This is a genomic window from Rouxiella sp. WC2420 (genome assembly GCF_041200025.1).
Lineage (GTDB): Bacteria > Pseudomonadota > Gammaproteobacteria > Enterobacterales > Enterobacteriaceae > Rouxiella.
Window position 1 is genome coordinate 4,985,945 of sequence record NZ_CP165628.1, and the last position, 22,035, is coordinate 5,007,979.

Consider the following 22,035-nt stretch of genomic DNA (forward strand, 5'->3'; position numbering starts at 1 on the left):
CTTTCCCTATAGCCTGAATAACCGGCGGGCATTTTCGTCGGTTACTCTTGCCAGCCATTCCGAGTCTTCATCTTTGCCACGCCACAAGGCAACTTGCCTGACAATATGTGGCAGGAAACCAGGTTCGTTTCGACGATTTTTCGGCTTGTTTTCCATATCTCTGGGCAACAGATAAGGCGCGTCGGTTTCCAATAGCAATCGTTCAGCAGGAATTAACGGCAGCATCTCACGCAGCTCCAGCCCGCGACGTTCATCGCATACCCAGCCGGTTATACCTATTGAAAGCCCGAGAGAAAGGTAGTGTTCCAACTCTTGCTGGCTACCAGTAAAGCAGTGTACTACTGCGCCGGGCAAGCGTGGCAGCCAGGGTTCAAGCAGCTCTGCAAAACGGGGATGAGCATCGCGACAGTGCAGAAATACCGGCAAATCCAGCTCGACTGCCAGACTCAGCTGAGCGGTAAAAGCGAGTTCCTGCTCGGCTGGCGTAGAAAAGTTACGATTGAAATCCAGCCCACACTCACCAATGGCAACAACCTCAGGCGCGGCGGCCAGAGTCCGTATTACCTGCTCGACTTCTGCATTCCAACTACTTGCCCGGTGTGGATGCACACCCGCTGTCGACCAGCAGAAATCAGCGTATTCGGCCGCCAACGCCTGAGCCTGTTGACTCTCTTCCAGCGAAGTACCGGTAATCAACATACCGGTCAACCCTGCTTGTCTTGCGCGTTCAACCACCGCAGCGCGATCTTTGTCAAATTGGTTACTGGTTAAATTCAGGCCGATCTCAAACATAGCGCTCTCTCAAAACAGAAACCGCCCAACAGGGCGGTTTTAAAATTTAAATCTTATCGCTTACGGCTCATCGGAATCCGTATCCGAATCCTCTGCGTTTGCGTTGCGTCCTTTGCCGACATAATAACGGGCACAGAACACACCAATCTCAAACAGGATGTACATCGGGATCGCCAACAGTGTTTGCGAGAATACGTCCGGAGGAGTCAGCAGCATCGCCACAACGAAAGCACCGACCAAAACATAAGGTCGTTTCTTGCGTAAGTCGGCTGGGGTAGTGACCCCGGTCCAACACAGCAGGATAATCGCAATCGGCACTTCAAAAGACACCCCGAAGGCCATGAAGATAGTCATGACAAAATCGAGGTATTTATTGATGTCGGTAGCAATCTCTACGCCTGCCGGTGCTGTTTTCGCAAAGAATGCGAACGCCAGTGGGAACACCAGAAAATACGCGAAAGCCATGCCGAGATAAAACAGCGCCGAGCTTGAGAACAGCAATGGCATCATCAGACGGCGTTCATGCTTGTACAGCGCTGGCGCGACAAAACCCCATACCTGATACAGGATGAAAGGTGCAGACACAAACACCGAAACAATCATGGTCAGTTTGATAGGCGTGAAGAACGGCGAAGCTACATCCGTTGCAATCATGCTCGCGCCCGCAGGCATGACTTTGATTAGAGGAGCAGAAACCAGGTCGTAAATATCATTGGCAAAGTAAACAAGAGCCAAAAACACCACAATCACACAAATAATGGAGTTCATCAGGCGCTTACGCAGTTCTATCAGATGGCTGATAAGCGGTTGTGTATCGTCAACAGCCATGTTTAGCGTTCACCCGTTGTTTGTGAAGAAGGAGCAGGTTTTACCGCCGATTGGTTTTCGACCACTGGCGCAGGCCTTGAGGCAGGTGCAGACGCAACGTTTGGTTGAGCAGCAGGTTCTGACGCTGGCTTGGCCATCGGCTGAGCAACAGGCGCAGCAACCGGCGTAACAGTAGGCTCCATCGCCGGGATAACAGTCGATTGCGCTTTATGTTCCGCCGAAGGTGCCATAGCCGGCGAAGCTGCATGTTCTGCAGTCGGGCTTACCGCCGGTGATTCCGCTACATGTTCGGCAGATGCCGGAGAAATACCTTCATCATGATGCGCTTCTGCATCCCTGAGCACAGGATTATGAATGGTGTTTCCTTCAGTAGCATCGGCTATTGCCTGGTCGGCCGGGCTGAGGTTCTCATGAATAGAGCGCTTCATAGAAGATGCCGCCTCTTTCAAATCATCAATGGACGCTTTGATTTCAGGAGATAAATTCTTCAATCCGGCTTCTTCAGCTTTCTTCAGGCTATCCTGCAACTCTTGCAGTTTGAACTCTTGATTCAGCTCGTTTTGCACCGATGCAGCCATCGATCTCAAAGTGCGGATCCAGCCCGCAACAGTTCTTACCGCAACAGGTAAGCGTTCTGGTCCAAGGACAACCAAACCAATAACGAACACCAGTAATAATTCACTAAACCCAATGTCAAACACGGCTTATACCTGCTCTTTGTTTTGACTCTTAGTTTCTTCTGCTTTCACTTCCGGCTTAGTGGCATCAATTGACTTGGCCGAAAAATCTGCATCAGACCCGGTTGTTTCATTTTCTTTACGTGCCTTGGCCGCATCGTCATCATTCATGGCTTTTTTAAAGCCCTTGATAGATGCGCCAAGATCGCTACCGAGGCCACGCAGTTTTTTGGTACCAAACAGCAGCACCACGATTACCGCTATGACCAGCCAGTGCGTAAGACTAAATGCACCCATGGTATTCACCTCAATTTAATAAGAATTAACAGTTGTCGCAGAGACGACGCATAACATCAATTATAGATTTTATGGCTTACTCGGTCTTACTGGTTCGTTTCCATCCGAAAATCCAGGAGACCACTCCGGCAGCAATAAGCCAGGCAGGATAAACTTCAACTTTACCCACCATTAAAACTGCACCGCTAATCAACAACACTGCGCCAATACCTAAAAGATATTGGGATTGAACTTCACGCACCGATTGCGTTTCAATACGCTGCGTAAGCTTTTCAATATTGTGCTGCATGAGCTGCTGCTGTTTTAAGCTGTCGTATACCAGTTCAGGAAGCTCAGGGAGTTTCTCAATCCAGAATGGCGCCCGATCTTTAAAGGCACGCACCATGGCCGGTAAACCAATTTGATCTTTTATCCAGCTTTCCAGGAACGGCTTGGCCGTGGTCCAGAGATCTAGCTGTGGATAAAGCTGCCTGCCAAGACCTTCAACATAGAGCAGGGTTTTTTGCAGCAAAACCAGCTGTGGTTGAACCTGCATGTTGAAACGTCTGGCGGTATTAAACAGATTTAATAACACATTACCGAAGGAAATTTCTGCCAGCGGCTTTTCGAAAATCGGCTCACACACGGTACGGATAGCGAACTCGAACTCTTCGACGTTGGTATCACGTGGAACCCAACCAGAATCAACATGCAGCTCTGCAACTTTACGATAATCGCGGTTGAAGAATGCAATAAAGTTCTCGGCTAGATAACGTTTATCAGCTTTGTTTAATGATCCAACTATGCCGCAATCTATGGCTATGTAGCAAGGATCTTCAGGTGTTTCATAGCTAACAAAAATATTGCCTGGATGCATATCCGCATGGAAAAAGCTGTCGCGGAATACCTGAGTGAAAAACACCTGAACACCGCGCTCGGCCAATATCTTCATATTGGTACCCTGCTTTTCAAGCGCAGCCACGTCTGAAATCGGGATACCGTAAATACGCTCCATGACCAGCAAACGCTCGCGGCAGTAATCAGAATAGACTTCGGGAACATACAGCACCGGATCATTCTCGAAATTTCTGCGCAGTTGGATAGAGTTAGCCGCTTCGCGCAGCAGATTCAGCTCGTCCAGCAGCGTTTTTTCGTATTCTCTGACCACCTCACGCGGGCGCAGACGACGACCATCAGGCAGCAATTTAGAAACCCATCCGGCCAGACGTGCCATCAGACGAGTATCGGCCTTAATGATTGGCATGATGTCAGGGCGAATAACCTTGAGTACGACCTTCTTGCCATTCTCTTTCAGGACGGCAGTATGTACCTGAGCTATAGAAGCGGATGCCAGCGCATTTTGATCGAAATCATCAAACCAGGTTTCAATCGGTCCGCCCAGCGCGAGCTCGATATGCTTGCGTGCCAGCGCGCCATCGAAAGGCGCTACGTGATCCTGCAACAAAGCAAGTTGATCGGCAACATGTGGGGGAAAGAGGTCGCGGCGGGTTGACAGCATCTGACCAAACTTGATCCATACCGGCCCGAGTTCCTCCAGGGCCAGACGCAGACGCGTGCCAAGCTGTTGGTCTTTATGGCGGAACGGGATCCAGAAGAACAGATAGCGCCCGAGTCTCAAAGGCAGCGTCAGTTTAATCTTGGGGATCAGTTCATCGAGGCCATAAGTTAGAAATACCCGAATAATCAGATACAGGCGACGCATTTCACCTGGAGTCATTAATTCCCTCCCAGTAGTTTGTTCAAGCGCGCTTCCAGCGCGTTGGCCTGACGCTCGACGGCAGAAACTTCATCATTAAACCAGGCGGCCTCAAGCGCGCCCGGCGCAAGTTTCCACTCTTCGGTAAGAGCCTGTGCAATCTGGCCCTGATGTTTTTTCACGCCTGCGGTCAGGAAACGAAAACCACCCGCGACGGCCTGGCTGATACCCTGCGCGGCGATATCGCCGATGTAAGGTGCCAGCAACTCGGCAGGCTCCCACTCGGACATATCCATCAATGCAGAGAATTGTTGCACAACCTGAATGTCACCTTCGACATTCAGCTCGCCGCTGCGAATAAGCGGAGCAAGCTGTTGGCGGTCACGTAGTTTTCGCAGCGTAGAGAGACGAGTAATGACCGTGCAATCTGCACTGCCGTCCCACTGCCCCACTACATCAATTTTTTGCTCACTGAAGATTAGCGTCAGCGGTGAACTCAGTTCCTGTAACTCGATACGCAAGACTTTGCCAGCCAGACGAAGCCTTGCGGCTTTCATACTGCGATCCTTAAACAGCAACTGATTAAGGGCAGTTTCAATGGCAGCGGTCAATAACGGAGTCAACAACATCGGCATTTCCATATCAGAACTTGAAACCCCGATGCAGCGCAACGATGCCACCAGTGAGGTTGTTATAAGTCACGTTCTCAAAGCCTGCATCAGACATCATACCCTTGAGGGTTTCCTGATCTGGATGCATACGAATAGATTCTGCCAGATAGCGATAACTTTCGGCATCCTGCGCCACCAACTCGCCAATTCTTGGCAAAATGTGGAATGAATAAGTGTCGTAGGCTTTGCTCAACGGAGCGATCAGCGGCTTGGAGAATTCCAGCACCAGCAGTCGGCCGCCTGGCTTGAGCACGCGGAACATCGAGCGCAGCGCTTTTTCTTTTTCGGTCACGTTACGCAAGCCGAAAGAAATGGTGATGCAGTCAAAATAGTTATCCGGGAAAGGCAGTGCTTCGGCGTTGGCCTGAACGTAGCTGACATTACCCACGATGCCGTTGTTGCGCAGCTTTTCGCGGCCCATTTTCAGCATTGAATCATTAATGTCGGCCAGCACGACCTCGCCCTGCTCACCGACCAGACGAGAGAACTTGGCGGTCAAATCACCAGTACCCCCTGCGAGATCTAAAACGCGCTGCCCACGGCGCACGCCGCTACAGTCGATAGCATAACGCTTCCAGATACGATGAATACCGAATGACATCAGATCATTCATCAGGTCATATTTCGCGGCCACAGAGTGAAAGACTTCAGCTACCATCTCTGCTTTGTTGTTTTTGGCTACGGTACGAAATCCAAAGTGTGTAGTTTCTGGTGAATCTACATTTTCCTGCGTCTGCTTTTCCATGTTTCTGCCTGCTTATTCAGTATATCGCCTGGTGCAAAGTGTACCAGAACCCCGGGGAAAGCCCCATCACCGATGCGATTCTCGCCGCACGCGGTGATCAAGGTACGGAATTATTGTTCACTCTCTGAGCAAAAAAATTAAAAATGTTTTGAGGAAGCGGCCTCGGCGTCAGCGGACTGACTCTCTTCATCGTCTGAAGCGGCCGTTTCGGTCGACAGATGCGCCCTCTCCCGTAATTGACTCTCAGCCTCTGTGTCATCTAAAGAGGGCTGATAATCTGGGTCGTCTTCCACGCTAGCCTGCTCGGCAAGCGCCGGACTAATAGGCCGTTTTACTTCAACGCCCATTGCTCTAAAGCCTTCAACCTGGCCGATAAGATTACCACGGCCTTGGGCAAGTTTGTTCATTGCAAGGCGATAACTTGCCTGCGCCTTATCAAGACTTTGCCCCATCGACTGCATGTCATCAACGAACAATCTGAGTTTGTCATACAGCCGTGCCGCGCGATCGGCAATGCGTTTGGCGTTCTGGCTCTGATGCTCATAGCGCCACAGATTGCTGATAGTACGCAGAGCAACGAGTAAGGTCGTCGGGCTAACCAGCATAATATTATGATTCAACGCTTCGCTGATAAGTTCAGGCTCGCGATCGATAGCGACTAAAAAAGCGGGTTCGACGGGAATGAACATCAGCACATAATCGAGGCTTCGCAAGCCAGGTAACTGTTGGTAATCCTTGCGCCCCAGCAACCGAATATGTCCCCGTACAGAGGTGATGTGCTCGTTAAGCGCCGCTTCACGTTCGAGATCGTCCTCGCTGTTGAAGTATCGCTCGTATGCTACCAGCGACATCTTGGCATCAATTACCACGTCCTTATTTTGTGGTAATCGCACGACTACGTCTGGCTGCATGCGACTATTATTTTCAGTCTGCACACTTACCTGTGTTTGATACTCATACCCTTCGCGCAGGCCAGAAGCCTCGAGCACCCGGCTCAGCACCACTTCGCCCCAGTTGCCTTGGGTTTTATTGTCACCCTTTAGCGCCTTGGTAAGATTTAGCGCCTCACGGGCCATTTGGGCATTTAACTGTTGAAGACTGCGGATCTCGTGGGTCAGAGTATGTCGCTCGCGAGCTTCCTGACCGAAGCTGTCCTGTACCTGACGACGAAAGCCGTCGAGCTGCTCACGCAATGGCAGCAGCAGTTTGTCGAGACTTTGCTTGTTTTGTTCGTCGGCACGACGGCCTGTTTGTTCAAAAATACGGTTGGCGAGATTTTCAAACTGGCTATTCAGACGCTGCTCACTGTTGATCAACAGTCGCTGTTTCTCTTCGGCGGCCATTCTTGTTTCATCGAGTCGAGTCACAACTTCACGCAGCTCGGCCTCTTGCGCGCTGTTAACCTCACGCTGGGCCCGCAGCTCCTGATTAAGCTGCTCACACTCGTTTTGCCAATGTGCCAGCAGCTGCAGTTTTTCGGCACTGGCCGCCTGAGCGCTGTGCAAGGTCCGCAGCTCCAGCTCGCTTTCACGTTGCTGTTGCCTGGCCTGCAGTAGATCACTTTGCGACGCAACTTTCTCGTTCGCTAGTTGTGCCTGTGCCTGCTCAAGCAATTTATAGCGGGTATCGCTGTCTGCCTGCACCTGCTGCTGGCGCATACTGGCAATTAGCCAGCCCAGTAAAAGGCCGATCAAACCTGCACCCACCGCGTAAATGATGCTGATATCCACCGATTTTCCCCTGTGTAAGTCTCTTGAGGGTCAAGGTAAATGCATACTGTATGGATGTCCAGATGCTTTTAAATCGCCAGCCAAAACTTTGCGAGACGTCTTCCAGAAAACGGGCCCAATAACCTTTTACTGCGGATTGACTATTTAATTAAAACCATTGGCTAAGCCATTTAATGCCAAACGCCCCCGGAGCCAAAATACCAAAGCCCCAGACCAGCGCAGAAGTAAAGTTTGCCAGCTGGAAGTAGCGTTGCGGCATTCCGCAAATTCCTGCTACCAGCGGAACAACAGCACGTAATGGGCCAAAGAAGCGACCAATAAAGGCACCAGGCATCCCCCAGCGTTCAAAAAATGCATGACCACGTACCAGCATTTGCGGATGTTTTTTGAATGGCCAAATATGCGGCACGCTGTCGCGATAGTGGGAACCGATCCAATATGACAGCCAGTCGCCAAAAAATGCCCCGGCTGCAGCTCCGGCAAATATTGGCCAGAAAGGGATGCCCGTTTCACCAATCAATGCCCCTACCCCCAGCAGGATCACCGTGGCTGGAAGTAATAAAGAGAGGAAAGCCAGCGACTCGCCAAAAGCGAGGAAAAACGCGATCGGTGCAGCCCAGGTCTGATGTTGGCGTACAAAATCCGTAACGTATTGAATAACTTCGTTGATGCTCAAAAAGACCGCCTCTGTTTACTAATCTAAAAAAACCTTTGTTCCAATATTTAAAGGCAGGCTATCTCAACCAAACCTAAAAGAGGGCTTATTCCAGATAACGACTTCGCAGTTCTTCACGCACTTCGGCAGTCAAACCGTACTCTTTTTCCAACCAGTTATCCGTGCTGCCATAGAGATTGGTGATAGCGTTTATTGCGGTATCAATGAACAGTTCCTTGACTGAAAGCACATAGCTGAACTTTTCCAGTGCTTCTGGTGGCAGGGTTACCGAGAGTTTATCAAGCATGTTCTCGCGGAAGGTTGCCAGCGTGGTTTCGGTCAGTAAATAATCTTCTTTGATGGTGTTCCAGTCAGCGCCCAGCGCCAGCAATACGATCATTGATCCGATGCCGGTGCGATCCTTGCCTACCGCACAATGCTGCACCAGCGCACCGCCTCCGGATTGTAGTAACAGACCCACCAGCTTTTTATAGGCATCGTTATTAAATGGCAGACGACGATAAAGCTCCTGCATAAATTCCTGCGGATCAAATTCAGCGATAGTTTCTGCCGTCAGCCTTTCAAGATTAGCGTTTACCACGTGGCTCAGCGGATTCGCCGGCGCGTGATGATACTCGCAGCCGGCCCATAGAATATCGGGCTTGGCTGCGACTTCATCGGCATCGCGATAGTCGAGAATGTATTTGACCGGAATGTTGCTCAGAAACTGCTGATCCTGCTGGGTCAGGTTATCCAGCGCGCCTGAACGGTAAAGCCAACCGCGTTTGATGCGTCGGCCATCAGCTACGGTATTACCGCCAAGATCGCGAAAATTAACGCCGCCTTCCAGAAGCGTTAGCGAGGGGTGCAGGAAAATAGTTGCCGTCATAGAGTCTCTTATTATTCAAAGGTCAGTGCTAAGACCATACCAGATAGCCCGAAAAAGATAAAAAAATGGGCCACCCATTGGCAGCCCTTATCAGATACACGGTTAACGCCTGTTACGCCGCATTATCAGGAAAAAATCAGGTTATTATCAGCATTAAATCAGGCGGCGCGCAGCCTCAACTACAATTTTCACCGCATGACTTTCTGTCTGCTTCATGGTTTCGGCGTTTGGGATCTCTTGCTGAGTACGATTGACGATTACGCCCGCCACCATACCAGCACGCAGACCTTGGCTCGCACACATGGTCAGCAGGGTCGCGGATTCCATTTCATAGTTCATGACTCCCATCTCCTGCCACTCTTGCATCGATTCTTTGAAACGACGAACCACGCGGCCTGAGTAGGTATCGTAACGCTCCTGGCCAGGGTAGAAAGTGTCAGAGGAAGCCGTCACGCCGATATGAATATTTGCGCCGACCGCCTTAGAGGCCTCAACCAGCGCGGTCGTGCAGGCGAAATCTGCCACGGCCGGAAATTCCATCGGTGCAAAATGCAGGCTCGCACCATCAAGGCGGACTGCTGCAGTCGTTACCAGTACGTCGCCGACATTAATATGCGGCTGAATTGCGCCAGTGGTCCCGATGCGCAAGAAAGTGCGGATGCCAAGCTGAGCCAACTCCTCCACGGCGATTGAAGTTGAAGGCCCACCGATGCCGGTAGAACAGACAATGACCGATTTGCCATCAAGCTCTGCGCGCCAAGAGGTAAACTCGCGGTGTGAAGCCAGGCGTACCGGGTTCTCCATCAGTCTGGCGATTTTTTCTACGCGCTCGGGATCCCCTGGTACGATGGCCAGAGTGGCGCCCTGCAAGCTGCTTTTGGTCAGGCCAAGATGGAAAACTTCAGACTGAGACATAATTGAACTCCTTTTTAATTCGGTCATTTATAACGAGCATAATATCTCCTTACTTTATCGCTCATTGCAGCTTAATTTTGTGATGCGAATCGCTAAGCGACACTACAATTACCATCGATTACATTTTAAATGTGATGGAAATCACAAAATTTTGAGCAATTAAGCCAATCTATAATGATTAATCCCTGCGGTCTTTATGCCTAACCGGTCAAATTTCGCGCGCCTAAGCATTTTTTACATAAGGTGCAGGCAGATGACAGGCTATGGTTGTTGATGTGATCATTTTATGGCTTATAGTTTAGAAACTGAGTCTTTATTTCGAAAATCCGATTCATCGTTTTAAAAGAAAAGTATTTACCCTTGTATGGAGACTGCAATGAAGACTGATGATTTAATACAATTAAAACAAGCACCTGACAGTTTCTCCCCTGCCGTTACGCCTGTATCCGCTACCACTATCCACACCGATACTGAAGGCCTGCACGCGGGCGAAACTACCATCCCATCGCAGGGAGAAAATCTGCCTGCCTATCTGGCAAGACCGGCCGAACACACTGGCAAACTGCCGATTGTGCTGGTGGTTCAGGAGATCTTTGGCGTACATGAGCACATCCGCGATCTCTGCCGCCGACTGGCTAAAGAAGGCTACCTGGCGATCGCGCCTGAGCTGTATTTCCGTCAGGGCGATCCTGCCGACTACACCGAGGTCGGTGAGCTGCTGGAGAAACTGGTTAGCAAAGTTCCTGACCAACAGGTGCTGGCGGATCTGGACCATGCCGCGCACTGGGCCGCTCAGCACGGTGGTGACGCCAGCAAATTGGCGATCACTGGTTTCTGCTGGGGAGGGCGTATCACCTGGCTTTATGCTGCTCATAGCCCGCAACTCAAGGCTGGCGTTGCGTGGTACGGCAAGTTGGTGGGCAATAAAACGCTGAGCACGCCAACTCATCCTGTCGATGAAGCGGTTGACTTAACGGCTCCGGTATTAGGGCTGTACGGCGGTCAGGACACGGGTATTGCTCAGGATACGGTTGAAAGTATGCGTCAGGCGATACGTGCCGCCAATGCCAATGCCGAGATCGTGGTTTACCCTGAAGCCGGGCATGCATTTAATGCCGATTATCGCCCAAGCTATAACGCGGAAGCCGCGGCCGATGGCTGGCAGCGCATGCTGGCGTGGTTTGCCAAATATGGCGTGAAGTAAATCTTTCGAGCGCATTAATAGAATTTTCCATTAATGGAATCAAAAAGCCCCGAGGCATTTACCCCGGGGCTTTTTTAATGCTCATGCAACATGAACAATTAGTTAAAAATAAATAGTTAAGACTGATTAGGCTGCCCGTTCGAGGCACTTAAACCTCCATCAACCGGCAGATTAACGCCGGTAACAAAGCGGGCGTCATCGCTGGCAAGGAAGGCAATCACCGAGGCAATCTCTTCAGGCTCGGCACCACGACCTAGCGGGATTCGTTCAGCGAATTTCGCCAGTAACGCCTTGTTGTCTTTGATGTCACCGGCCATGTCGGTCAGCGTGAGACTCGGACAGACAGCGTTGACACGCACACCGTCTGCACCGTGGTCCATTGCCAGAGAGCGGGTAAAATTAGTCACGGCTCCTTTGGCAGCATTGTAGAAGCTCATGCCCCAGTCACCGCCCAGACCTGAAACCGATGAAACATTAACAATATTACCTTTGCTCTTTTTCAAGGCATCGATAAAGAAGCGCGTCGCGTAGAACACACCACTGACATCAATATCGAGAATTTTCTTCCAGTCATCAATGCTGGCTTCATTGACTTTACCCTGCACCACCACACCGGCATTGTTTACCAGCACGTCAACGCGGCCAAACTTGTCCAGCACTACTTTGGCAAGTTTTTCAACATCCTGCGGATTTGAGATATCGGCGACGTGGATATAATAGTGGGTATTTTCCAGCGTGTTAGCCACCTTGGCCAACTTGACTTCAGTGCGTCCGACCAGCACAACAATGGCTCCTTCAGCCGAGAAGCGTTGCGCGGTTGCAGCTCCCATACCAGAACCTGCGCCAGTGACGACGACCACTTTATCTTTAAATCGGCTCATCTTTGTCTCCTTACGTTGAATCATTAATCAACTATTGTCTAAAGGGCTTACTCCTTTCAGCCTAGTAAAAAATCTGCTATTTCGGCTCAAATCGGCCAAATTAGCGCGTAAGGATTGGGGGCAGGCAAAGGGTGTCGGGGGCTACAGAGCAGCATCAAAGAAGTTACAAAATAATAATGGCGGGCAATCAGACGTAAAAAAGGGCACCGAAGCGCCCAATGACATCACAACATCACACATTAACTCTTAGACGTTTTCAGCGCGTAGGCGCCGAGCGGCTTTCACCATGTTCTCCAGCGATTCGCGTGTTTCCGTCCAGCCGCGAGTTTTCAGGCCACAGTCTGGATTTACCCACAGGCGCTCAGCCGGGATGCGGTCTGCAGCTTTACGCAACAGGTCCACAATCCACTCCACGCTGGGCACATTCGGCGAGTGAATATCGTAAACACCCGGACCGATTTCATTCGGATACTCGAAGTGCCTGAACGACTCCAGCAAGTCCATATCTGAACGAGAAGTCTCGATGGTGATCACGTCTGCATCCAGCGCGGCGATAGAATCCATGATGTCATTGAACTCGCAGTAACACATATGAGTGTGGATCTGTGTTTCGTCACGAGCAATCGCGGCATTCAGTTTGAAGGCGTCAACTGCCCAGCGCAGATAAGCCTGCCATTCGGACTGACGCAGAGGCAAGCCTTCGCGTAGCGCTGGTTCATCGATTTGAATAATGCCGATACCGGCTTTTTCCAAGTCTTCAACTTCGTCACGCAGTGCCAGAGCAATCTGCCTGGCAATGATTTCACGGCTCACGTCTTCACGCGGGAATGACCAGCACAGAATGGTCACTGGGCCGGTCAGCATGCCTTTAACCGGTTTTTCGGTCAGAGACTGCGCGTACTTGGCCCACTCAACAGTAATGGCTTCAGGACGGCTCACGTCACCGATGATTACCGGCGGTTTAACGCAGCGAGAGCCGTAGCTCTGCACCCAGCCGTTTTGAGTAAATATAAAACCGTCCAGATGCTCGCCGAAGTATTCGACCATGTCGTTACGCTCGGCTTCCCCGTGTACCAGCACGTCCAGCCCTAGCCGTTCCTGCTCATTGATTGCCTGCTTGATGTGCTCGCTGATGCCGGTGCGGTAATTTTTACTGTCCAGCCGACCCTGTTTGAAGTCCAGGCGCAGGCCTCGAATTTCGGTGGTTTGCGGGAATGAACCAATCGTCGTGGTCGGCCAGGCGGGCAGATTAAAACGCGTGCGCTGAGACTTGGCACGATTTGGATAGGCGCTTGGACGCTCGATATCTCTGGCATTGATTGCCGCCAGACGCTTGCCGACAGCGGCGTTGTTTACACGGGTAGATTCTTTACGAGCACGAATTGGGGCGCTGTATTCAGCCAGTTTTCTCTGCGCTTCAGCACTCGGATTGTTCAGTGCATCAGCCAGCATCGCCAGCTCGGCACATTTTTGCAGGGCAAAGGCAAACCAGCTTTTCACTTCTGTATCCAGACGCGTTTCGACGCTAAGATCGATTGGGCTGTGCAGCAGTGAACAGGAGCTACCGAGCCAAATACTGCGACCGGCAACCAGAGGTTTAAGGCGATCAAACCAGGTGCTTAAGTCGGCACGCCAGACATTACGGCCATTAATCACGCCCAGCGACAGCAGCCAGTCTTTCGGCAGCGCGTTGGCCACCGCCGTCAGATCATCGCGGCCCGCCACGGCGTCAATGTGCAAACCTTGTACCGGCAGATGACGGATAGTTTCCAGATTGTGGCCGATGCTGTCGAAATAGGTAGTCAGCAGCAGCCTGGTTTTACTTTGCAGCGCGGTATAAGCCGGTTTGTAGGCATCCAGCCATTCCTGTGGCAATTCCAGCACCAGTGCAGGCTCGTCGATTTGAACCCACTCAATGCCACGCTTTGCCAGCTCAGCCAGAACTTGCTGATAAACCGGGAGAATATCGTTGATCAGTGACAGGCGGTCAAACTGCTCGCCCTTTACTTTGCCTAGCCACAGATAAGTCAACGGGCCGAGCAGCACAGGTTTAATCTTGTGGCCTAGCGCCAACGCTTCGTCAACTTCCTCCAGCAACTGAGTCCAGGTCAGTTTGAACTGCTGACCCTTCACGAATTCAGGCACCATGTAGTGATAGTTAGTGTTGAACCATTTGGTCATTTCGGCAGCGGCGGCAGGTTTGCCCGTCGGTGCTCGGCCACGACCCAGGCGAAATAAGGTGTCGATATCGACGGAACCATCAGCGCCTTGGTGACGCTCTGGAACATTGCCCAGCAACAGGCTGGTAGTCAAAACGTGATCGTACCAGGCGAAATCGCCAACGGGCACTAAATCCACGCCAGCCTGCTGTTGTTGTTGCCAATGGCGGGCGCGCAGTTCGCGGCCCGTCGCCAATAATTCTTCTTGAGTGATGTTGCCAGCCCAGTAGCTTTCTTGAGCTTTTTTCAGTTCACGACGCAAACCAACGCGTGGAAAACCCAGAGTGTGATTCAGTATCGTCATCTTTAAATTCCCATTTGGCCATCCAGATGTTTACACATCCATAATCCGCAGGTACTGTATATTCCACAAGCGCAAATTATTCACAGTGACAGTGAAGGACTCTCATGATCGAACTGAAACACCTGCGGACGCTGCAAGCTCTGCGAAATACCGGCTCTCTTGCCGCCGCAGCGGCACAGTTACACCAGACCCAATCAGCCCTGTCGCACCAATTCAGCGATCTGGAGCAGCGTCTCGGTTTCAGACTGTTCGTGCGTAAAAGTCAGCCGCTGCGCTTTACGCCGCAGGGGGAGATCATGCTGCAATTGGCGGAGCAGGTATTGCCACAAATTCAGCAGGCATTGCAGGCCTGTCATGAACCACATCAGGCTTCGCTTCGCATCGCGATTGAATGCCACAGCTGTATTCAGTGGCTGACACCCGCGCTGGATGCTTTTCATCAGACTTGGCCACAGGTGTTGATGGACTTTAAATCAGGTGTGACTTTTGACCCGCAGCCGGCCTTGCAACAGGGCGAGCTGGATATCGTTTTAACTTCCGACATTCTTCCTCGCAGCGGCCTGCACTATTCGCCAATGTTTGATTTTGAAGTTCGACTGGTGCTGGCACCGGATCATCCACTGGCCTGCAAAGACGTGATCACTCCGGAAGATTTGAGCAGCGAAATTCTGCTGATTTACCCGGTTCAGCGCCAACGTCTCGATATCTGGCGACATTTCCTGCAGCCGGCAGGAGTCAGTCCGGCGCTGAAAAGCGTTGATAATACCTTGCTGCTGATCCAGATGGTGTCGGCACACATGGGTATTGCCGCGCTGCCGCACTGGGTAGTGGAGAGCTTTGAGAAACAGGGCCTGGTAGTGACTAAAACTTTGGGTGACGGCCTGTGGAGCCGCCTGTACGCTGCCGTTCGCGATGGAGAGCAGCGACAGGCAGTGACAGAGGCATTTATCCGATCGGCGCGCCAGCACGCCTGCAATCATTTGCCGTTTGTACGAGACGCCTCGCGCCCTGGAATTTCTTCTGCTCCAAGGGCGATTTCAGAACCGCCAGAAGCTTGATGATTAACCCAGATTACGTTGGCGTGTGGCTATCGTCAGCCCTATAACCGCCACGGTAACAAGCGTTGAGGCAAGCAGGGTGAAGCTCAGGGTCATGCCAGTAATATCCATCAGATAGCCGGTTGCAACGGGGAGTAATCCTGCCGGAATATAGGCGCCGATATTAAGCAGCGCGTTGCCTTCGGCGCGACGATCGGCGGCGATATTCATCGACAACAGCGTCAGTCCGCCCAATTGCCCGAGCCCCTGTGCGGCACCCGAGGCAAGTGCGGCGATGAAAATCATTTTTACGCCCCCGCCGTGCAGCGTGGCAATAATACTCAGCATCGCCACAATCAGCGCCGTACCGCTAATGTAAAACACCTGGCTGATGGGTAGTTTACGACACAAAATTTGTGTTCCCACCGCGACCGTAAACATCACGCAGGCCATGATCCCGGCAATAACCGGGCTACCGGCATTCGAATAATGGTTCAGTAGCACCGGTCCTAGCGAAAGCATCAGCGAAGTTGCGGTTAGACCCGGCGCGAAAAACAGGCACCCCATCAGCAGATGAAAAATATTCTTCTTCGGGATAGAAGGAAGGCGCAGCGGGCGGGATGCCGACACGCCGATTCGCTGCACCGGCGGCAGGCGAAAAGCAATAATAATTGCGCTCAGTTGCACCAGCAGCTCAACGGTAAAAACGGTGAATACCGGGTGCGGCAAAAAGCGCACAATCGCCCCGCTCATCACTGGCCCCAGCCCTGCTCCGCCAACCATTGCAATCGATGCTACCAGCGCGGCCTGACGTTTACGGCTTTCACCACCAGCATCGACAACCGCAGCCATACTGGCGGTCACGGTAACGCCTACTGCAATCCCGGTCAGAAAACGTGCTGCCAACAGTGCATAAATCGACTGCGCGCCGATAAAACACAAACAGGCCAATACCGAGGCAATCAGGCCGGGAATAATGACTTTCTTACGCCCCAACCTGTCCGCCAGCTGGCCGGCAACCAACAGCGTGAAAACCAGCGCCAAAATGTAGCAGGCAAAAATCAGCGTTAAAGTACCGGATGAAAAGCCAAATTGCTGCTTCCAATGGATATAAAGCGGCGTTGGTGCATTGGAAAGCATAAATACGGCGACGACCAACCACGCGGATTTCAGCAGTCGTGCAGGGGAATAGCCTGGAACGCCAAGTTTTGCGGAGTTTATAGGGCTTTCGGCCGGTAATGACTGCGACATGATTTTTTCCTGTTATAAAGCGGCTAAAAACACCCTTCAGATTGCGGTACAGGATAAAGACAAAAACATAGAAGAAAAATAGGCTAAAATTCTTATCATATCGGACATAAATGTCTTAAATGAGAAGGATCTATAATGAGCAAGCTGAGCGGCATCGAGATATTTGTGCAAGTGGCAGAAACGCGCAGCTTTTCAGAAACAGCGAAACAGTTAGGCGTTTCTTCATCGGCGATAGGGAAAAGTATCGCCCGGCTTGAGACGCGTTTATCGGTACAGCTGTTTTACCGCAGTACCCGTAGCATTACTTTGACCCACGAAGGGTCGCAGTATCTTGAGCGCTGCCGCCGCATTCTGGACGAGGTGCAAAACGCCGAGCTTGAGCTGATGGAAAGTCATCGCGCGCCGCAGGGGCAGTTAAAAATCATCCTGCCATTTGTCGACGTCATTGTTCTGCCACTGATCAGCGGGTTTATGCAACGCTACCCGGAAATTCAGCTTGATATCGATATGACCGATCGCATGGTCGATATTATCGAGGAAGGCTTTGATGCCGTGATCCGCACTGGCACGCCGGTCGATTCACGGCTGAAATCGCGCTATCTCGGTGGGTATCAGCGAGCCATTGTTGCCGCTCCGGCCTACATTGCGCAACGAGGCATGCCTCAGCAGCCGTTGGATTTATTGCAACACGCCTGCCTGTTGCACAAGTATCCGAGCACCGGGCGCATTGAACAGTGGACCGGCTCCATTGACGCTTCCGAGCTTCCCGCCGCCATGGTTTGCAATACCAATCGGGTGATAATCGACGCTACGCTCAAGGGGCTTGGCATTGCCTGTCTGCCGGAATATCAGGTTCGAGCCTATTTGCGTGACGGCTTGCTGCTGCCAGTGTTTGCCGATCAGCCAGCGGCCGAGAACGGCTATTGGGCGCTATGGCCGGTGAGTAAGCACGTCACCCCCAAACTGCGGGCATTTATCGACTATCTGGTGGAATACTTCGCCCAAAACCCGTTAAACCGCTAGTTTTTGACAAACTCTGAGCTTGTCCGAAAATCATCCAAACAACAGGTTAATGAAGTAAACTTAATGTAGGAAACATCCAGCAGGAGATTTTACCATGAAAGGTTTTCAACAGATTCTAGCGGGACTTGGGATGATGCTAATGACCGCTTCCAGCTTCGCCGCGATCACCCAAACGCCCATCGAAAGGCAGCAGCAGCTACTGAATAATCCGGCGCAACAACGGATGCAGCAGCGGATGCAAAGCGATCAGCAATTACATCAGCGCCAACAAGAGCAAGACCTGAAATTCAGCCAACAGCAGCAGCGACTAAGGCTGCAATCTCAGTCACTCAACGATCAGCAGCGTTTGCAGCAAAGCCAGCTCGATAATAATCAGCAACGCTTGCAGCAGAAGCTTAATCAAACGCCTTAGTATTTGATCAAACGCCTTAGTATTTGATCAAACACAATAGTATTTAACAAACACCACAGTATCTGCACTGGTGATGAGTAATTATTAGGCGCTCACTGGGTATTAAATTTGATACTACATTTAATACCCAAGTAAATTTAAGCCTCTGTAATCAATCGCTACCGTTTATGAAGGCTTTAAACCGCGAAATCAGGGCCGATAAGATCGATGCGATCGGTGCAGATGCAGTCCACGCCCCAGTCCAGCAGCAGCCGCGCTATTTCCGGGCTATTTACGGTATACACCAGAATGCGCAGACCTGCCTGATGCAGGCTCTCAACCCGTTCTTCAGTCAGCTCTTTATGATTGATATGCAAAGAAACGCAGCCCAGACGCGAGGTGAGCGCCTGCCAGTTTTCATCCCATTTATCCAGCAATAGACCACGCGGTAACTCAGGCACAGCAGCCTGTGCAGCTTCAAGAGACGGCACATCAAACGAAGAAAGCAGCGGGGGAACTGGCTGACCACGCCATAATTCAGCCGCCGCCAGCGCCACTTTTTCACCTGTTTCATACGCCAGCCCGGTGGTGCCTTTAATTTCGATGTTGGCCATCATGCCGTATTCGGCACAGCGCGACGCAACCTCAGAGAGCAACGGCAGTTTTTCTCCGCTAAAGCTGGTGCTGTACCAACTGCCAGCATCGAGCTGCACCAGCTTGTCCCAGCTCAGCTCACCCGCTACGCCCCAGCCATTGCTGGTTCGATTCAGGGTGTCGTCGTGCAACAGGAAAATCTCGCCGTCCTGTGCCAGCTTGGCGTCAAACTCAATCATGCTGTGACCGAGGCGAGCCCCGGTATCAATTGCTGCCAGGGTATTCTCAGGCGCTAGCGAACCGCCGCCGCGATGAGCCACAATGCGTGGATAAGGCCAAACTGTCATTTTCACTCCATCCGTAATCCGCTTTTCGAATCAAAAAAGTGTAGCGCGTGAGCGGGTAAAACCAAACGTAAATACGTGCCGCTAGCCGGACAATTTTCGTGAGAGAGTCTGACCACCACCCCACTTCCAGCCCAAACCCCGTGCGCCAGGTTATCCGCGCCCAGCAGCTCAAGGTTTTTTAGCTCCATTGGAATGCCACTGTGCGGATCATTGGTTAGCTGAATATGTTCAGGTCGTACACCCAAGGTCAATTCACGACTGCCCCATTCTGGTCGCGCCTTTGGCAATGGGAGTTCATAGCCGCCCTCCATCACCAGAGACGTGCCGTCGGTGGTCAGTTGACCCGGCAATAAATTCATCGCCGGAGAGCCGATAAAGCTGGCGACAAACAGGCTGGCGGGACGCTGATAAACCTCGGAAGGCGTACCGATTTGCTCGGCAATCCCTTTGTTCATCACGATAACCCGTTCGGCCAAGGTCATGGCTTCCACCTGATCATGAGTCACATACAGGCTGGTGGTGCGCAATCTGCGATGCAGCTGTTGCAGCTCGAGGCGCATCTGCACGCGCAATTTGGCATCAAGGTTTGATAACGGCTCGTCGAACAGGAAAACTGCCGGTTCTCGCACGATGGCGCGCCCCATTGCCACGCGTTGACGCTGGCCGCCGGAAAGCTCACGCGGCTTGCGTTTCAGCAACGGACCTAATTCCAGTATGCGCGCCGCTTCCTCAACGCGCGACTGAATCTGCGCCTTGCCAAAACCGCGAATTTTCAGGCCATAGGCCATGTTGTCGTACACGCTCATGTGCGGATACAGTGCGTAATTTTGAAACACCATCGCAATACCGCGATCTTTCGGCTCAAGATTGGTCACACGCACGTCGTTGATATAAATATCACCGCTGGTGGTGCGTTCGAGGCCAGCTACCATACGCAACAGCGTTGACTTACCGCAGCCGGAAGGGCCAACCATCACGATGAATTCGCCGTCAGCGACATCCAAATCGATAGTCTTGATTATCTGGTTTTGTCCGTCGTAGGACTTGGTCACTGCCTGGAGTTTTAAATTTGCCATGTTTATTGTTTACCAAATGAATCGTTTACCAAGTTAATCATTTCTCGCTGTCTACCAGGCCGCGCACAAACCAGCGCTGCATCAGGAGTACCACCGCCAAGGGTGGTAATAACGTCATGATCATCGCAGCCATTACCTGATTCCACTGTGTTGAGCCGTCTCCCGAAGAGATCATGCTTTTAATCCCCGCCACCGCCGTGCCCATCGAGGCATCGCTGGTGATAAGAATTGGCCACAGGTATTGGTTCCAGCCGTAAATAAAGGTGATGACAAACAGCGCCGCCAGATTGGTTTTCGAGAGCGGCAGGACAATGTCCCAGAAAAAGCGCATTGCTCCAGCGCCGTCGATGCGCGCCGCTTCCAGCAACTCATCCGGCAGCGTCATAAAGAACTGGCGAAACAAGAACGTAGCCGTGGCGGAAGCCATCAAAGGCAAAGTCAGGCCGGTGTAGCTGTTAAGCATGTGCAGATTGGCGATCACTTGTACTGTAGGAAAAATACGCACCTCAACCGGCAGCATCAGTGTCATAAAGATCAGCCAGAAGAACAGGTTACGCAGCGGAAAACGGAAATAGACAATGGCGTAGGCCGACAGCATCGAAATCGAAATCTTGCCGATGGTAATTGCCATCGCCATGATAAAGCTGTTCAGCAACAGCGGGCCAAATGCCGGGCTGCTGCCGCCTGCGCCCTGTGACCAAATAGTCCGTATATTTTCGAAAAAGTGCCCGCCCGGAACCAGACTCATCGGCACTTCAAAAATCTGTTTGTTATCGAGCGTCGCGGCAACAAAGGCCACGTACAGCGGGAATAACACCAGCAGCACGCCAATAATCAGCACCAGGTGACAGAAAATATCGAGACCTCTTCTGTTTTCGATCATTGGTAACGCACCTTACGCTCAACGAAGCGGAACTGAATAAATGTCAGGGCGATCACCATGACCATTAATACCACCGACTGTGCGGCAGAGCTTGAGAGGTCGAGCCCGGTGAAACCCTCACGATAAACCTTGTAAATCAGCGTTGTTGTCGCCTGTACCGGACCGCCTTGCGTGGCCGCATCAATTACCGGGAAGGTATCGAAGAAGGCATAAACCAGATTGACCACCAGCAAGAAGAAACTGACTGGAGAAATCAGCGGCAACACCAAATTAAAGAAACGACGAATTGGGCCAGCGCCGTCGATGGCAGCGGCCTCGACCAGCGAACGTGGAATCGATTGGAGCGCAGCGAGGAAAAACAAGAAGTTATAGCTTACCTGCTGCCAGATAGATGCCAGTACTACCAGGAACATCGCCTGTCCGCTGTTCTGTGCGTGGTTCCAGTTATAGCCGAGCGTGCCAAGGAAGTGAGTGATCAGCCCTAATCCAGGACTAAACAGAAACATCCAGAGAACAGCAGCCACGGCGGGCGCTACGGCATAAGGCAGAATTAGCAAAGTCTGATAAATACGACTACCGCGGATTACGTGATCCACCATCGCAGCGAGCAGCAGCGAAATACCCAGGCCGAAAAACGCCACCATGAAGCTGAATTTCAGCGTGGTGTAGAAAGAAGCGAGATAGTAGGGGTCCTGGAACAGCTGCTGAAAGTTGGTAAATCCAGCAAACTGGCTCGATATACCAAAAGGATCCATGGTTTGCACGGAATACCACAGTGCCTGACCGGCGGGCCAGAGGAAAAAGATCGCCGTAATCAACAGCTGAGGCAAAACCAGCACATACGGCAACCAACTACAGCCAAACCCGGGACGGTGTGAACTCATAGGAATTACTCATAGAAACTAAGGGCTGAAAAGGGCAACGAAGATC

22 protein-coding genes are annotated in these 22,035 nt (G+C 51.7%); 4 read left to right on the forward strand and 18 right to left on the reverse strand.

Annotated features, from left to right (window positions below):
- Nucleotides 1-6: 6 nt before the first annotated feature.
- The 11 genes from tatD to udp form a co-directional block, all read right to left on the reverse strand.
- On the reverse strand, nt 7-792 hold the full coding sequence (tatD, locus tag AB3G37_RS22955; protein ID WP_009638801.1) for a 3'-5' ssDNA/RNA exonuclease TatD: 786 nt from the start codon (nt 790-792) through the stop codon (nt 7-9).
- A gap of 60 nt (nt 793-852) precedes the next feature.
- A complete protein-coding gene (gene tatC, locus AB3G37_RS22960; protein WP_009638799.1) occupies nt 853-1,620 on the reverse strand; it encodes a Sec-independent protein translocase subunit TatC in 768 nt (255 codons plus the stop codon).
- Between the two features lie 2 nt (nt 1,621-1,622).
- Complete coding sequence (gene tatB / locus AB3G37_RS22965) at nt 1,623-2,321, reverse strand: Sec-independent protein translocase protein TatB (RefSeq protein WP_369789179.1); 699 nt, start codon at nt 2,319-2,321, stop codon at nt 1,623-1,625.
- Between the two features lie 3 nt (nt 2,322-2,324).
- Complete coding sequence (tatA, locus tag AB3G37_RS22970; RefSeq protein WP_009638796.1) at nt 2,325-2,594, reverse strand: Sec-independent protein translocase subunit TatA; 270 nt, start codon at nt 2,592-2,594, stop codon at nt 2,325-2,327.
- Nucleotides 2,595-2,670: 76 nt separating this feature from the next.
- Nucleotides 2,671-4,311, reverse strand: a complete 1,641-nt coding sequence (gene ubiB, locus AB3G37_RS22975) for a ubiquinone biosynthesis regulatory protein kinase UbiB (protein WP_009638795.1) — start codon at nt 4,309-4,311, stop codon at nt 2,671-2,673.
- The gene (locus AB3G37_RS22980) at nt 4,311-4,919 is read right to left on the reverse strand and encodes an SCP2 domain-containing protein (protein WP_369789180.1); all 609 of its coding nucleotides are present in this window, start codon (nt 4,917-4,919) and stop codon (nt 4,311-4,313) included. Before AB3G37_RS22980 ends, ubiB begins: the two co-directional genes overlap by 1 nt.
- 13 nt (nt 4,920-4,932) lie before the next feature.
- Nucleotides 4,933-5,706, reverse strand: coding sequence for a bifunctional demethylmenaquinone methyltransferase/2-methoxy-6-polyprenyl-1,4-benzoquinol methylase UbiE (gene ubiE, locus AB3G37_RS22985; protein ID WP_009638793.1), 774 nt, complete (start codon nt 5,704-5,706; stop codon nt 4,933-4,935).
- A 137-nt stretch (nt 5,707-5,843) separates the two neighbouring features.
- Nucleotides 5,844-7,436 (reverse strand): DNA recombination protein RmuC, encoded by a 1,593-nt coding sequence (rmuC, locus tag AB3G37_RS22990; protein ID WP_369789181.1) that lies wholly within the window; start codon nt 7,434-7,436, stop codon nt 5,844-5,846.
- A gap of 148 nt (nt 7,437-7,584) precedes the next feature.
- On the reverse strand, nt 7,585-8,112 hold the full coding sequence (locus AB3G37_RS22995) for a DedA family protein (protein ID WP_369789182.1): 528 nt from the start codon (nt 8,110-8,112) through the stop codon (nt 7,585-7,587).
- A gap of 85 nt (nt 8,113-8,197) precedes the next feature.
- The gene (locus AB3G37_RS23000) at nt 8,198-8,980 is read right to left on the reverse strand and encodes a tyrosine-protein phosphatase (RefSeq protein WP_009638790.1); all 783 of its coding nucleotides are present in this window, start codon (nt 8,978-8,980) and stop codon (nt 8,198-8,200) included.
- Between the two features lie 153 nt (nt 8,981-9,133).
- Nucleotides 9,134-9,895, reverse strand: a complete 762-nt coding sequence (gene udp, locus AB3G37_RS23005; protein WP_009638789.1) for a uridine phosphorylase — start codon at nt 9,893-9,895, stop codon at nt 9,134-9,136.
- Nucleotides 9,896-10,271: 376 nt separating this feature from the next.
- Here udp and AB3G37_RS23010 point away from each other — a divergent pair, with 376 nt between their 5' ends.
- Nucleotides 10,272-11,099 (forward strand): dienelactone hydrolase family protein, encoded by an 828-nt coding sequence (locus AB3G37_RS23010; RefSeq protein ID WP_009638788.1) that lies wholly within the window; start codon nt 10,272-10,274, stop codon nt 11,097-11,099.
- 116 nt (nt 11,100-11,215) lie between these two features.
- Here the strand turns inward: AB3G37_RS23010 and AB3G37_RS23015 are convergent, their stop codons facing one another.
- Both AB3G37_RS23015 and metE read right to left on the reverse strand, forming a co-directional pair.
- On the reverse strand, nt 11,216-11,980 hold the full coding sequence (locus AB3G37_RS23015; RefSeq protein WP_009638786.1) for an SDR family NAD(P)-dependent oxidoreductase: 765 nt from the start codon (nt 11,978-11,980) through the stop codon (nt 11,216-11,218).
- A 246-nt stretch (nt 11,981-12,226) separates the two neighbouring features.
- Nucleotides 12,227-14,503: a 5-methyltetrahydropteroyltriglutamate--homocysteine S-methyltransferase gene (gene metE, locus AB3G37_RS23020; protein ID WP_369789183.1), complete on the reverse strand. Its 2,277-nt coding sequence runs from the start codon at nt 14,501-14,503 to the stop codon at nt 12,227-12,229.
- Nucleotides 14,504-14,607: 104 nt separating this feature from the next.
- Here metE and metR point away from each other — a divergent pair, with 104 nt between their 5' ends.
- Nucleotides 14,608-15,561, forward strand: a complete 954-nt coding sequence (gene metR / locus AB3G37_RS23025) for an HTH-type transcriptional regulator MetR (protein ID WP_369789184.1) — start codon at nt 14,608-14,610, stop codon at nt 15,559-15,561.
- A gap of 3 nt (nt 15,562-15,564) precedes the next feature.
- On the opposite strand, the gene AB3G37_RS23030 is transcribed toward metR, so the two are convergent.
- Nucleotides 15,565-16,791 (reverse strand): MFS transporter, encoded by a 1,227-nt coding sequence (locus tag AB3G37_RS23030; RefSeq protein ID WP_369789185.1) that lies wholly within the window; start codon nt 16,789-16,791, stop codon nt 15,565-15,567.
- Between the two features lie 135 nt (nt 16,792-16,926).
- On the opposite strand from AB3G37_RS23030, the gene AB3G37_RS23035 reads away from it, so the two are divergent.
- Entirely contained in the window at nt 16,927-17,814 is an 888-nt protein-coding gene (locus AB3G37_RS23035) for a LysR family transcriptional regulator (RefSeq protein ID WP_369789186.1), read from the forward strand.
- A 94-nt stretch (nt 17,815-17,908) separates the two neighbouring features.
- The gene (locus AB3G37_RS23040; protein ID WP_369789187.1) at nt 17,909-18,226 is read left to right on the forward strand and encodes a hypothetical protein; all 318 of its coding nucleotides are present in this window, start codon (nt 17,909-17,911) and stop codon (nt 18,224-18,226) included.
- A 176-nt stretch (nt 18,227-18,402) separates the two neighbouring features.
- On the opposite strand, the gene ugpQ is transcribed toward AB3G37_RS23040, so the two are convergent.
- From ugpQ to ugpA, 4 genes are read right to left on the reverse strand one after another with little or no spacing between them, the layout of a single operon-like run.
- A complete protein-coding gene (ugpQ, locus tag AB3G37_RS23045; protein ID WP_369789188.1) occupies nt 18,403-19,146 on the reverse strand; it encodes a glycerophosphodiester phosphodiesterase in 744 nt (247 codons plus the stop codon).
- Between the two features lie 2 nt (nt 19,147-19,148).
- Entirely contained in the window at nt 19,149-20,222 is a 1,074-nt protein-coding gene (locus AB3G37_RS23050) for a sn-glycerol-3-phosphate import ATP-binding protein UgpC (protein WP_369789189.1), read from the reverse strand.
- Between the two features lie 37 nt (nt 20,223-20,259).
- Nucleotides 20,260-21,105, reverse strand: a complete 846-nt coding sequence (gene ugpE / locus AB3G37_RS23055; protein ID WP_369789190.1) for a sn-glycerol-3-phosphate ABC transporter permease UgpE — start codon at nt 21,103-21,105, stop codon at nt 20,260-20,262.
- Nucleotides 21,102-21,989, reverse strand: a complete 888-nt coding sequence (gene ugpA / locus AB3G37_RS23060; RefSeq protein WP_369789191.1) for a sn-glycerol-3-phosphate ABC transporter permease UgpA — start codon at nt 21,987-21,989, stop codon at nt 21,102-21,104. The genes ugpE and ugpA overlap by 4 nt, the downstream gene beginning before the upstream one ends.
- Nucleotides 21,990-22,035: the final 46 nt, after the last annotated feature.

Bases quoted from the DNA above. Each gene is read 5' to 3' on its own strand.
- AB3G37_RS23035 (WP_369789186.1), top strand. From the start codon at position 16,927: ATGAGCAAGCTGAGCGGCATCGAGATATTTGTGCAAGTGGCAGAAACG.
- AB3G37_RS23030 (WP_369789185.1), bottom strand. From the start codon at position 16,791: ATGTCGCAGTCATTACCGGCCGAAAGCCCTATAAACTCCGCAAAACTT.
- AB3G37_RS23010 (WP_009638788.1), top strand. From the start codon at position 10,272: ATGAAGACTGATGATTTAATACAATTAAAACAAGCACCTGACAGTTTC.
- ugpE (WP_369789190.1), bottom strand. From the start codon at position 21,105: ATGATCGAAAACAGAAGAGGTCTCGATATTTTCTGTCACCTGGTGCTG.
- metE (WP_369789183.1), bottom strand. From the start codon at position 14,503: ATGACGATACTGAATCACACTCTGGGTTTTCCACGCGTTGGTTTGCGT.
- ugpA (WP_369789191.1), bottom strand. From the start codon at position 21,989: ATGAGTTCACACCGTCCCGGGTTTGGCTGTAGTTGGTTGCCGTATGTG.
- tatD (WP_009638801.1), bottom strand. From the start codon at position 792: ATGTTTGAGATCGGCCTGAATTTAACCAGTAACCAATTTGACAAAGAT.
- udp (WP_009638789.1), bottom strand. From the start codon at position 9,895: ATGTCTCAGTCTGAAGTTTTCCATCTTGGCCTGACCAAAAGCAGCTTG.
- AB3G37_RS23050 (WP_369789189.1), bottom strand. From the start codon at position 20,222: ATGGCAAATTTAAAACTCCAGGCAGTGACCAAGTCCTACGACGGACAA.
- ugpQ (WP_369789188.1), bottom strand. From the start codon at position 19,146: ATGACAGTTTGGCCTTATCCACGCATTGTGGCTCATCGCGGCGGCGGT.
- AB3G37_RS23015 (WP_009638786.1), bottom strand. From the start codon at position 11,980: ATGAGCCGATTTAAAGATAAAGTGGTCGTCGTCACTGGCGCAGGTTCT.
- metR (WP_369789184.1), top strand. From the start codon at position 14,608: ATGATCGAACTGAAACACCTGCGGACGCTGCAAGCTCTGCGAAATACC.
- tatA (WP_009638796.1), bottom strand. From the start codon at position 2,594: ATGGGTGCATTTAGTCTTACGCACTGGCTGGTCATAGCGGTAATCGTG.
- AB3G37_RS23040 (WP_369789187.1), top strand. From the start codon at position 17,909: ATGAAAGGTTTTCAACAGATTCTAGCGGGACTTGGGATGATGCTAATG.
- tatC (WP_009638799.1), bottom strand. From the start codon at position 1,620: ATGGCTGTTGACGATACACAACCGCTTATCAGCCATCTGATAGAACTG.
- ubiE (WP_009638793.1), bottom strand. From the start codon at position 5,706: ATGGAAAAGCAGACGCAGGAAAATGTAGATTCACCAGAAACTACACAC.
- AB3G37_RS23000 (WP_009638790.1), bottom strand. From the start codon at position 8,980: ATGACGGCAACTATTTTCCTGCACCCCTCGCTAACGCTTCTGGAAGGC.
- ubiB (WP_009638795.1), bottom strand. From the start codon at position 4,311: ATGACTCCAGGTGAAATGCGTCGCCTGTATCTGATTATTCGGGTATTT.
- AB3G37_RS22980 (WP_369789180.1), bottom strand. From the start codon at position 4,919: ATGTTGTTGACTCCGTTATTGACCGCTGCCATTGAAACTGCCCTTAAT.